This window comes from Streptomyces sp. HSW2009 (assembly GCF_040240285.1).
GTDB lineage: Bacteria > Actinomycetota > Actinomycetes > Streptomycetales > Streptomycetaceae > Streptomyces.
The window spans coordinates 1-11776 of the sequence record NZ_JBEHZD010000222.1; the positions used below are offsets into that span (position 1 = coordinate 1).

The 11776-nt window shown below is 71.9% G+C and carries 9 protein-coding genes; 3 read left to right on the forward strand and 6 right to left on the reverse strand.

What is annotated here, in order from left to right:
* Positions 1 to 410: 410 nt before the first annotated feature.
* The 3 genes from AAHZ94_RS17670 to AAHZ94_RS17680 all read right to left on the reverse strand — a co-directional run bounded on the left by AAHZ94_RS17670 (position 411) and on the right by AAHZ94_RS17680 (position 3385).
* Entirely contained in the window at positions 411 to 1280 is an 870-nt protein-coding gene (locus AAHZ94_RS17670) for an isoprenyl transferase (RefSeq protein WP_349993886.1), read from the reverse strand.
* 253 nt (positions 1281 to 1533) lie between these two features.
* Positions 1534 to 2280 (reverse strand): DNA repair protein RecO, encoded by a 747-nt coding sequence (gene recO, locus AAHZ94_RS17675; protein WP_349993888.1) that lies wholly within the window; start codon positions 2278 to 2280, stop codon positions 1534 to 1536.
* A 166-nt stretch (positions 2281 to 2446) separates the two neighbouring features.
* On the reverse strand, positions 2447 to 3385 hold the full coding sequence (locus tag AAHZ94_RS17680) for a threonine/serine dehydratase (protein ID WP_349993889.1): 939 nt from the start codon (positions 3383 to 3385) through the stop codon (positions 2447 to 2449).
* Between the two features lie 746 nt (positions 3386 to 4131).
* Between AAHZ94_RS17680 and AAHZ94_RS17685 the strand changes: the two genes are divergently transcribed.
* Entirely contained in the window at positions 4132 to 4737 is a 606-nt protein-coding gene (locus AAHZ94_RS17685; protein ID WP_349993891.1) for a hypothetical protein, read from the forward strand.
* 260 nt (positions 4738 to 4997) lie between these two features.
* Here AAHZ94_RS17685 and AAHZ94_RS17690 read toward each other — a convergent pair whose 3' ends face one another.
* A complete protein-coding gene (locus AAHZ94_RS17690) occupies positions 4998 to 5210 on the reverse strand; it encodes a hypothetical protein (RefSeq protein WP_349993892.1) in 213 nt (70 codons plus the stop codon).
* Between the two features lie 209 nt (positions 5211 to 5419).
* Here AAHZ94_RS17690 and AAHZ94_RS17695 point away from each other — a divergent pair, with 209 nt between their 5' ends.
* A complete protein-coding gene (locus AAHZ94_RS17695; protein WP_349993893.1) occupies positions 5420 to 8434 on the forward strand; it encodes an NACHT domain-containing protein in 3015 nt (1004 codons plus the stop codon).
* A gap of 183 nt (positions 8435 to 8617) precedes the next feature.
* Positions 8618 to 9367: a pyridoxamine 5'-phosphate oxidase family protein gene (locus AAHZ94_RS17700; protein WP_349993894.1), complete on the forward strand. Its 750-nt coding sequence runs from the start codon at positions 8618 to 8620 to the stop codon at positions 9365 to 9367.
* Positions 9368 to 9579: 212 nt separating this feature from the next.
* On the opposite strand, the gene AAHZ94_RS17705 is transcribed toward AAHZ94_RS17700, so the two are convergent.
* Both AAHZ94_RS17705 and AAHZ94_RS17710 read right to left on the reverse strand, forming a co-directional pair.
* Positions 9580 to 10119 carry a TetR/AcrR family transcriptional regulator gene (locus AAHZ94_RS17705; RefSeq protein WP_349993895.1) on the reverse strand — a complete coding sequence of 180 codons (540 nt, stop codon included), beginning with the start codon at positions 10117 to 10119 and terminating at the stop codon, positions 9580 to 9582.
* 142 nt (positions 10120 to 10261) lie between these two features.
* Positions 10262 to 10963 carry a response regulator transcription factor gene (locus AAHZ94_RS17710; RefSeq protein ID WP_349993897.1) on the reverse strand — a complete coding sequence of 234 codons (702 nt, stop codon included), beginning with the start codon at positions 10961 to 10963 and terminating at the stop codon, positions 10262 to 10264.
* Between the last annotated feature and the right edge of the window lie 813 nt (positions 10964 to 11776).

The window sequence follows — 11776 nt, forward strand, 5'->3', positions numbered from 1 at the left end:
GGCGGCGGGCGCCGCGGCCGGCGGCCGCGCGCCCGCCCCCCCCCCCCCGCCGGCGGGCGGGGGGGCCGGCGGCGGCCCGGGCCCCCCCCCCCCCCCCCCCCGCGTTTCGTACGTACCGGGGTTTCGCGCGCGACGGCGTCTCGTAGGACCCGACGTCCCCGCACATGGCGCTCTCTCGTACGCGCCGACGCCCCCGTACGTGTCAGCGTGCCGCACCCGTCGGCGTCCCGATGTCTCGTACCTGTCGTCGGTGATCCGTACGCGACGACGAACCGCACGCGGCGGTGTCCGGCGCCCCCTACCTGTCGACGTTCCGTACGCGACGAGGGCTGGGCGGGAGCGGCTTATGAGGCCGGGGGCCACAGGCGAGGCCCTGGACGAGGCCGGGGCCCCATCCGGCCGGCCGGGTGTCAGGCGCTCGGTTCGCCCGTGGCTGAGGACTGCGCGGCGGGCGGGGCCGCGGGCGCGTCCTTGGCCGGCATGTTCGGCAGTGCGCCGCCGAAGCGTCGGTCGCGCTGGGCGAACTCCAGGCAGGCGCGCCACAGGTCGCGCCGGTCGAAGTCGGGCCACAGAACGTCCTGGAAGACCATTTCCGCGTACGCGCTCTGCCAGATGAGGTAGTTGGAGGTGCGCTGCTCGCCCGACGGCCGTACGAACAGGTCGACGTCCGGCATGTCCGGGTAGTAGAGGTACTTCGCGAGCGTCTTCTCGTTCACCTTCGACGGGTCGAGCCGGCCCGCGGCCACGTCGGCTGCCAGCGCTGCGGCGGCGTCGGCGATCTCCGCCCGGCCCCCGTAGTTCAGGCAGAAGTACATGGTCATGGCGTCGTTGTCCTTGGTCTGCTCCTGCGCGACCTGGAGCTCCTTGGCCACCGACTTCCACAGCTTGGGCATGCGTCCGGCCCAACGGATGCGGATGCCCAGCTCGTCCATCTCGTCGCGGCGGCGCCGGATGACCTCACGGTTGAAGTTCATCAGGAACCGCACCTCGTCGGGCGAGCGCTTCCAGTTCTCGGTGGAGAAGGCGTACAGGGAGAGGTTCTTGACGCCCATCTCCAGGCATCCCTTGAGCACGTCGAGGACCACGCCCTCGCCGACCTTGTGCCCCTCGGTGCGCGGCAGTCCGCGGTCCTTGGCCCAGCGGCCGTTACCGTCCATGACGATGGCGACGTGCTTGGGGACCAACTCGCCGGGGATCTTCGGCGGCTGCGCACCGGACGGGTGCGGGTCCGGAGTCCGGTACTCGCGCCGCGCCCGACCCATGAATCCGCGTCGTGCCATGCCTGCCACGTCTTCCCCATCTCGCTCTGGACGGCGCCGTTGCACCGTCGTTCTCACTCTGCGGCGCCTGTGCTGGACGCCGTGTTCGGCCGCTGCCGGGTGCGGCCGACCGTTTTTCGGCAGCTTTCGGCAGTGTCTTCGGTCATGTATGTCGCTGACGTATGCCGCTGAAATTTTCGGCCACCTGGGCGCCGCGCCGTGCGCCGCGCCCCGCCGGACGCGACGCCCCTGGTGGGGCCCCGTGTCCGGGGGCTCACTTCTCCACGTACCGCAGCGAGCGCAGCCCCCGCTCCAGATGCCAGTGCAGATACGCGGCGACCAGGCCGCTGCCCTCGCGTACGTGGCGTGCCTCGCAGGCGTCGGCGGTGGCCCAGTCGCCGGTCAGCAGCGCTCCGAGGAGCGTCAGCGACTCCGGTGAGGGTACGACGCTGCCGGGCACTCGGCAGTCCGCACAGACCACGCCGCCGGCGCCGACCGAAAAGAATCGGTTCGGGCCGGGCATGCCGCACTTGGCGCAGTTCTCGAAGCTGGGTGCGTAGCCGTTGACGGCGAGCGAGCGCAGCAGGAAGGCGTCGAGCACCAGGTGCGGTTCGTGTTCGCCGGCGGCGAGCGTGCGCAGGCCGCCGACGAGCAGCAGGTACTGCTGTACGGCGGGCTCGCCCTCGTGGTCGGTGAACCGCTCGGCGGTCTCCAGCATCGCGGTGCCGGCGGTGTACCGCGCGTAGTCGGTGACGATGCCGCTGCCGTACGGGGCGATGGTCTCGCTCTGCGTGCACAGCGGCAGGCCGCGGCCGATCAGCTCGCTGCCGCGGGCGAAGAACTGCACGTCGACGTGGGAGAACGGCTCCAGCCTGGCGCCGAACTTCGACTTCGTCCGCCGCACCCCGCGGGCCCCGGCCCGCACCCGACCGTGGCCCCGGGTCAGCAGGGTGATGATCCGGTCCGCCTCTCCCAGCTTCTGGGTGCGCAGCACGATGCCGTCGTCGCGGAACAGACTCATGTGTCCATTGTCCCGTACGTGTGAGGCCCGCCGATCCGGGGTACGCGCCCCGCGCCCCACCCCGTGCAGGCGGCCCAGCGCCGGCCCCGATGCCCCAGGTCGCGAGGGGTACGGGCCGGAGCCGGGCCGGCCGGGGTGCACCGGGGCGGGGCCACGGGGCAGCCGGTTACGGGCCGGCCACCAGGTCGCTCGGGTCGGTGTTGGCCCCGCACAGCACCACGCACACCTTCTCGCCCGGCGCCGGCTGGTAGGCACCACTGTGCAGGGCGGCGTAGGCGGCGGCTGCGGCGTTCTCCACGACGATGCGGTGCTCCTCCCACAGCGTCCGGCGGGCGACGGTGATCGCGGCGTCCGGCACCAGGACCGGCCGCACGTCGCCCTGGCGGGCCCAGTGCAGGGCCGCGGGGGTGACGAAACGGGCACCGAGCGCGTCGGCGGCGATCGACTCCACGCCGACCTCGACGGGGCGACCGGCCGCGAGCGCGGCGTGCAGCGTCGGGCAGCCGGCCGGCTCGACGGCGACGACCCGCACGCCGTGCACGTGGGCGGCGGCGGCCACACCGGCGAACAGCCCACCGCCACCGCAGGCGACGATCACGGTGTCCAGGTCCGGCCCGGCGCGGCGGATCTCTTCCAAGAGGGTGCCGGCGCCGGCGGCCACCAGGGGGTGGTCGTAGGCGTGGGACAGCAGCGCCCCCGTGCTGGCGGCGTGCTCGCGCGATGCGGCCAGCGCGTCGTCGTACTCCGTGCCCACCTGCCGCGTCCGCGCGCCCAGCGCCCGGATGCGCGCCACCTTGACGGCGGGCGATGTGGTCGGGGTGAAGACGGTGACGGGCACGCCGTGTCGGACCGCGGCCCAGGCGTTGGCGAGGCCCGCGTTACCGCCGGAGGCGATGACGATGCCGGCCTCGGGCATCGTGCCGGCCGCGACGTGCGTCGCAACGAAGTTGGCCGCGCCCCGCGCCTTGAAACTCCCGGTGTGCTGGAGGTGTTCGAGGGCGAACCACAACTCGGCACCGGCCCGTGCGAGGGCAACTGGCCGGATGTGATCGGCAATCCGCTCGGCGGCGGCCTTGATGTCGTCGTACGTCACGATCTCCGTCATGAGCGGCCCCCTGCCGAGATCTGACCGTTTTCCACCGGCTTCGCCGCATACGGCGCGGCGTATGGCCGACTCATCCTGCTGCGCGACATTCACGTTCCTTACGGTTGGCGTGCGATGGCGTGGACGGGCCGCGGGATGCCTGGGGTCGGGGGCGGGAACTCCACACCAGGTTGTGCGCGGTTGTATACGGCTGTGCACGGTTGCGCTGGCCTGCGCGCGTCTGCACTGGCCTGCACGGGCACGTACGGGCCTGCCTGGGCCTGCGCTGATCAGCATCGGTCCATAGCGGCCCGTAGTGGTCAGGCCCGGCCAGCACCGGGCGACACTGGTCACGACCGGCCAGGACCGAATGGGGTCGGTCCGCACCGAACGGGCAACCGGTCGCGGGGCCAAGGGCCCACCGATGGCTGACGGCGGTGGGCGTCCAGCCCGCGGCGCCCGCCCCTGACGCCCGCCGTGGCGAGCGGTACGCCCACCCGCCGGCCCGCTCTCCGAGCCGTCGACCCACGCAGGGTCCCGCCCCATTCTCCCAGGTCACCTCGGTGGCCACCTCCAACGGCACGGTACCCATTGCCGGAGCGCACCGACGGACCTTTGTTGCGGAAGGTGCCAGAGCGAGGCGAGCAGCGGGCCGCGCAAGGCGTGCGGAGACTCGGCCGTACGAGGGCAGACATGGGCAAATGCGGGATGGTGGCAGTTCATGTGACGGCACATAACGGTCACTTGAGCATGCTAGAGAACCAGCCATGGTCAGGTTCGTGCACAAGCAGTGGGCGTACGCGGCGGTGATCGCGACGGCCGCGGCGCTCTCCGGGGTACTCGGCTACCTCGTCACGGGCTCGCTCGGGCTGCCGGACGGGATCGCCGTGTGGTTGCTGATGGGCGTGGTCGTGGTGGGGGCGGTGAGCCGTCGGATGCGTACCGGGAGGTTGTCGGACGTGGCCGCGTTCCGGCAGGCGGCACCGCTCGCGGACCCTGCCCACGCGCTGACCGCACGCGCCGCGGCCTGGACGGGGATGCGCCGCTTCTACGCGACGATGCTCGCGTTCTGGCTCATCCTCGGGACGGCGCTGGCCTGCGTGGAACCACGAGTCACGACCCTCGCCCTCCTCCTCGCGCTGGACCCGCTGCTCCGGGGCGAGCCCGCGGCCCGCTGGGAGCGGCGGCATCGCGTGCTGCTCTGGCAGGGCCGGGTGAACCAGCGGGAACAGCAGCCGGCCGGCACGGGTCTGGCAGCGCTGTTCACCTCGCCTCACCCGATCGCGGCGACTCCTCCGGTACCTCCCGCGCCTCCGGTACCTCCCGCGCCTCCCGTGCCTCCCGTGCCTCCGGCAACTGCGCCCACCGCCTGACGCGGGGCCGGGCCCATGGCCTGGTGCGGTCGGTGGGGTCAGTGGGGTCAGCGAGTACCGGCGGGATTGGCCGGGTCGGCGGGTCGGCGGGTCGGCGGGTCGGCGGGTCGGCGGGTCGGCGGGTCGGCGGGTCGGCGGGCAATACCAGCCCAGTTCGCGCGGCCCGCGCGGCCATACAACTACGCGGCCGTCACCATCGCCGGTCACCGGTCACCGGTTGCCTGTCACCAGTCACCGGTTGCCATCGCCGTACTAGTTGATCAGTCGCCGTACGCACCGCCCAGCAGCGCCAGTACGGCGGTCAACAGGCCGAGCGTCGCGCCGAAGGCGGCCCCCGCGCGGGCCGTCGCGGCGGGCAGTGTCGCGCCGTCCACGGACGCCAGGACCCCTGCGACGGCCGCCACCAGCAACGACAGCAGCGCCGCTGCCACGAACCCGACGGCGAGCAGGGTCAGTTTCGTGCTTCCCGTCACGGTCAACACCCTTTCGGTCGACGATGGTCCGGTGCCCGCGAAGGAGCGCCGTGCCCGGTTGGTCGGGCGGTGTCCACGGTGGGCGGCCGGCCGTTCGGCGGCGTTCGGGCGGACGGAACTGAACGACGTCGAACGCGATGAATGCGATGAATGCGACGAGCACGCGGAACGCGACGACGCATACGACGGGGCGGGGGTACGGGACGGCGATGACCACGAACGACGAGGCGGCCGACGCCACGGGGGCGGAACCCGCGCGGGAGATGACGCCCGGCGCCGAGGCCGAACCGCTGGAGCGGCTGGTCGACACCCTGCGCACGGCGCGCCTGCGGCGTCGGATGACCATGGCCTCGGTGACGACGCGCTCCGGGCTCGGCCGTACCACGGTCAGCCAGGCGTTCAGCGGCCGTTCCCTGCCCAGCGCGGAGACGCTGGTGGCGCTGGCGGGTGCGCTGGGGCTGGCGGCGGACACACTGCTCGCCCTGCGCTCGGCGTGCCTACGGCGCCCCGACACGGTCCCGCACGCCCCTCCACGCCTCCTTGCCACCGGCAGCGTACGGAACACGGAACTCCGCCCCCCTGAGCCTGAGCCCGCAGCCGGCTCCGCCGACCTCACCTTCGAGTCCCGCTACCGCAGCTACCTGCGCGAACGCCATGGCCACCTCACCGTCGTCGGACTCGACCTGCGCGGCGACGCCCAGGTGTGGTGGCCGCTGGACGCCGCCTATCTCAGCCTGGAGTTGGCCGATCGCCGCGCCGTACGCGTCGGCGACGGTTTGGGCAGCGGGCAGCAGCGTACGGAGCGGGCCGAGGTGGCGCTCGCCGGCCGGTGGCGCGTACTGGTCCGCGGGCTCGCCGGGAGCGGCAAGACCACCCTGGTGCAGTGGCTCGCCTGCGCCAGCGCCAGCGGTGACCTGCCCGAACCGCTGCGGGAGCTGCGCGGGACGGTCGCCTTCGTCCTGCCCATGCGGACGATCTCGCGACGCGGCGAACTGCCCCGCCCGGCAGACTTCCTGGCCGCCGTCGGCTGCCCGCTGGCCGAGGCCCAGCCGGACGGCTGGGCCGATCGCGTCCTGTCGTCCGGTCGCGGACTGGTCCTGGTGGACGGCTTGGACGAGGTGCCGCGGGCGTTCCGCGACCGGGCCGGCGACTGGTTACGGGAGTTGACGGCGGCGTACGGAACGGCGCGTGTGGTGGCCACCACACGGCCGACCGCGGTCCCCGAACGCTGGCTCCAGGAGGTGTCGTTCAGCGAACTGGCGGTCCGTCCGATGACCGGCGCCGATGTGAGCGTCTTCATCTCCCGCTGGCACACGGCGGCGCGCGAGGGGGCGCCGAGCACCGAGGCGCGCGCCCGGCTCGACGTACTGGAACGGGAACTACGCGAGAAGGTCCGGGCCAAGCGGGACCTCGCGCTGCTCACCACCACCCCCCTGCTGTGCGCGCTGGTGTGCGCCCTGCACCGGGACCGCGGGGGCCAGCTCCCGCACGACCGGGTGGAGATCTACGAGGCCGCGCTCTCCATGCTGCTGTACCGGCGCGACCAGGAACGCGAGGTGCACCGGCCGGAAGGGATCGCGCTCAGCGAGAAGGAGAGCATTCAACTCCTCCAGAAACTCGCCTACTGGCTGACGCTCAACGGCCAGACCGAACTGGTCGCGACGACGGCCACCTGGCTGATCGACGACGCGCTCAGCAGCATGGCGCCGGTGGCGGAGCAGGGCGACGCGGCGGCGGTCCTCGACCATCTGGTCGGGCGGACCGGGCTGCTGCGCGCCCCGACGACGGACACGATCGACTTCGTACACCGCACGTTCCAGGACTTTCTGGGCGCGAAGGCGGCCGTCGAGGGCTACCACCTGCCGTTGATCGTCAAGAACGCCCATGACGAACAGTGGGAGGACGTGGTGCGCATGGCGGTCGCCCACGCGCGCCCCGACGAACGCGCCACGCTGCTGCGCGGCATCATCGAACGCGCCGACCGGCAACAGCAGCACCGCACCCGGTTACGGCTGCTCGCCCTCGCCTGCCTCCAGCACGCGACGGAGCTGGACGCCACGATCCGCTCCGAGATCGAGGCCGGTGCAGCCGCGCTGATACCGCCGCGTTCCGTAGCCGAGGCCGTAGCACTGTCCCAGGTGGGCCTGGTCGCCCTCGACCTGTTGCCCCGCCCGTCAGAACTGAAGGAAGACGAGAGGGTGGCGACCGTTCATACGGCACAAATGGTCGCCGGAGATGCAGGGTTGGCCTATCTGGCGGCGTTCGCAGGCCCACAGAGCGAAGCGGTCCACGAGGCACTCGCCAACAACTGGGAGAGGTTCGACGCCGAACAGTACGTGACAGAAGTGCTGGCGTCGGTCCCCGGTCCGGCGTACGTCACTCTCGTCGACGCACGGCAACTAGCGGCCATCAGAAGTTTGGACGTGAACGGCATCTCCTACCTAGGCGACCTGACCGGCGCCCAGTTGGCGCGTCTTCCCCAGGCGCCCGCCCTGCGCGAAATTTCCTTGATCGCCAACGATGCCATCACCGACCTGAGGTGGGTCACCGCGTTCCCCGCACTAAAGTCTCTGACGCTGATCAGCTGCATGAGACTACGCAGCCTGGACGGGCTCCAGCACACCGAGATCAGCCACCTCGTCCTGGATAATCTCGATGGCAAACTCGACGTGGGAGCCCTGGAGCACCTGCCCACCCTGCACCACCTCGAACTGGCCACCGAGTTGCCCGACCGGGGGATCAGCGAGCTTCCCGCCTGCAATGGGCTCGCAGGTCTGTGGCTGGACTCGATCTTCTTCGAGAGTGCGGATCTCAACGGGCTGGCGCGCTGGCGCAAGTTGACCACACTGGCGCTGCCGAGCGAGCCCTTCGTGGAGGAGTTCGTCGAGGTCCGGGGCCTCCCGAGGCTGACGACCCTGTGCGTCTGGGATCTCAACCTCACCGCCGGCACACCGCTGGCCGAGGTTCCGCCGCTGCCGGGCATCACTTCGGCAAGGCTGACGACCACTTCCCGGAACTGCGACCTGACTCAGGTCGCACGACTCTTCCCTGGAGCCCGCACCATCTCACTGACCTCGTTCACCAGCGGCGCATCGGTCGACCTCACCCCCCTGTCCGCGCTGCCCCACCTGCAACGCCTGGCGCTCACCGACTTCACCACCATCACCGGCACCACACACTTCGGCCCCGACGTGGTCCAGATCTCACCACGCCCCCGACACTGACCTGCCGCCCCCGCCAGCCCACACCCCGCTAGCCCCTCCCCCACGGCTCCCACCTGCACCTCCCACTCCATCGGACCCATCGGTCGATCACACTCACCCTCAAGACGGAACCGATTGGTACCATCTGAAGGTCGCAGGTGCTCAACGGGTGCCCATCCGCGCCCTGAACGAGGGGACTTCACGATGAGCCGCTACGCGCATCTGGCCTACACCGACAGCGTTCTGCGCATGCAGCGGGAGGAGGGAAGCGCCGCCAGCGGGGCCCGCGCCCTGGCGCACGGCGATGCGCCGGAGCCCATCGGAACCCGCGAAGCGGCCTTCATCGCCTCACGGGACGGCTTCTACCTGGGCTCGGTCAGCGAGACGGGCTGGCCCTACGTGCAGTACCGCGGCGGCCCGCCCGGCTTCCTGCACGTCTTGGACGAATGGACCCTCGGGTACGCCGACGTACGGGGCAACCGGCAGTACATCTCCACCGGCAACGTGCGGGCCGACGGGCGCGTCGCCCTGTTCCTGATGGACTACGCGCGACAGGCCAGGCTCAAGTTCTTCGGGCGGGCCGAGATCAAGTCGCTGGGCGACCACCCGGAGTTGGCCGAACGGCTCGACCGGATACGGACCGACGGTCGGGTGGAACGACTGGTGACGATCCGGATCGAAGGGTTCAACTGGAACTGCCCCCAGCACATCACCCCGCGTTTCACCCAGTACGAACTGTCCGCCGCCCTACCCGCGGTACGCGCCCACATCGCCGAGGTGGAGTCGGAGAACGCGCAACTGCGCTCGTCCCGGGCCGAACTGGCCGACCGCAACACCACCCAGGAACAGCGGCTGGCCGTGCTCACCCAGCACACCGCCGACCTGGAACGGGCCAACACGGCACTGGAGGAGGAGGTCCATCGCCTCCGCACGCTGGTGGCGACCGGCGGCTGATCCCTACGGCGGCCCGTTCCTGCTCCGTCACGCCACTGGCCGGTCGCCCTGCCGATGAGGTGCCACGCCGCGCTGGCAGGGTGGCCCGGCGCGGCACCGGGCCGGCCGGGAGGTGGGCCGGCGGGGTGGCCGGGTTGGTGCCCGGCAAGGTGGTGGGCCGACAAGGTGGCTGTCAGGCGGGGAAGCCGGTCGGCGGCCGGCCCCGCGCGCGTTCACTCCAGCAGTCGTCGGGCGATCTCGCGGGCCCGGAGGGCCGCTGCCGGGGTGCGTTCGTACATCGTGGTGACCGTCGCCCCGTCCATCAGCAGGACGAACTGTTCCGCCAGCACCTCGTGGCGCTCGTACCCGGCTTCCTCGATCAACTGCCCGACGTAGCCGATGAGCCGGCGCTTGTGGGCCTCTGCCAACCGGTACACCTCGCTGGTCGGATCGGCCGTCTCGGCCATCGCGTTGATGAACGCACAGCCGTGGAACCCCTGGTCCTGCGCCCGGTCCGCCAGCGCGTCGAACACGGCGAGCGGTCCGCCCCCGTGCGCGGCCACAGCGCCCTTCAGCCATGCCGTCCAGTGCTCGCCGCGGCGCACCAACACGGCTGCGACCAGTGCGTCCTTGCCGACGAAGTGCCGGTAGAAGGAGGCCCGCCCCACCCCGGAGGCCGTCAGCAACCGCTCCACGCCGACCGCCTGGATGCCCTCCGCATAGAACAGTTCCTCGGCGGTCTCCAACAGGCGGTCACGGGCACGCGTGGGCATGCCGCAACGTTAACCGATGCCCCTCCACCCCCTGCCTCGCCACCTCCGTACGACCCCGCCAGTCCATGGCCCATCTACCCCGGCCCCTGCCGACCGTTCCACGCAACGCCCCGTGCCGGCCCGGTTCGCCGGGCTCTCCGCGCTAACCCGTCGCGGCCCCCGTCCTGGTCGGCGTCACCAGGCCCGACTCGTACGCCAAGATCACGAGCTGTGCCCGGTCGCGGGCCATCAGCTTGCCCATGATGCGGCTGACGTGCGTCTTGGCGGTGAACGGGCTCAGGCCCAGCGCCTCGGCGATCTCCGCATTGTTCAGGCCCCGGCCCACCAGGGTCAGGACCTGGCACTCGCGGTCGGAGAGCGCGGTCAGGGCCTCGGGCGGCGCGGCCGGTGAAGGGGTCGCAGGGAGGCGGAGGACCCGGGCAATGAGCCGGGCCGTGGGCCCCGGCGACAACAGGGCGTCGCCCGCCGCCACCGTACGGATCGCCTCCAGCAGCTCAGCCGGTTTGGTGTCCTTCACCAGGAACCCGGAGGCCCCGGCGCGCAGCGCGTCCACGATGTACTCATCGGTGTCGTACGTGGTGAGCACCAGCACCTTCACGCCGGCCAGGTCCGCGTCGGCCGCGATGCGCCGGGTCGCCTCGATGCCGTCCAGCTCCGGCATGCGGATGTCCATCACCACCAGATCGGCGCCGCCCGTACGGGCCAGTTCGACGGCCTCCCTGCCGTTCCCCGCCTGGCCGACCACCTCCATGTCGCGAGCCGACTCGACCAGCATCGCGAACGCGGCCCGCACCAGCGTCTGGTCATCGGCGAGCAGCACCCTGATGGGCTGCGGCGCACTCATCACGCGTCCCCCTCTCGTCCGTCCCGTGTCCCGGGCGCGTCCGTCCCCGCGGCGCCGGGACGCCCCTCGGTCGTCCCCGCTGCGTCGACCGCTTCGGCTATCTCGTTCTCGTCCACCGGTCTGCTCCTCGTCTCGCCGTTCGCCCGGTTCCTCGCTCCGCACCGCGCCGCCGACCACCCTCCGGTCGCCGACTTCCCCGCGGCGGCCAGCCGGCCCGCGGTCGGCACCCCCTCACCCACATCAGTTGCCGCATCCCCTTCCGACCCGGCCGGCGGCTGTCCTGCTGCCGGTGGCCCGGCGGCGCCTTCGTACGTCGGCGGCGCCCCGGGGCCGCCGCGCGGGGCAGTGCCCAGCGGCAGGACCGCCCGCACGACGAAGCCCGGGCCATCCGCGCGCCAGCCGGCCGACACCGAACCGCCCACGCTCCGGGCACGTTCGCGCATACCTGCAATGCCGAATCCGTCGACGTCGTGCGGACTCGCCACGATCGCCCCGCCCCCACCCGGACCGCCCGAGCCAGCACCACCGGCACCCGAGCCTGCGGCACCCGTCCCCCCAGCGCCCCGGCCGTACCCACCGCGCCCCGGCCCCGGCCACTGGGGCGACACATGACCACTGGGCACACGACTGCTGGTCGTACGGTCGTTGCTCATACGATCGTTGGCCGTACGGTCATTGGTTGCGCGGCCATGGGTCGCGCGGTGGCCCGCCCCCCCGCCCCCCGGGGGGGGGCCCGGGGGCCCTGCTACGACGGGCGGTGCAACATCACCGTGAAGAAGTCCCAGACCATCAAGGTCAACGGCAAGAAGTTCG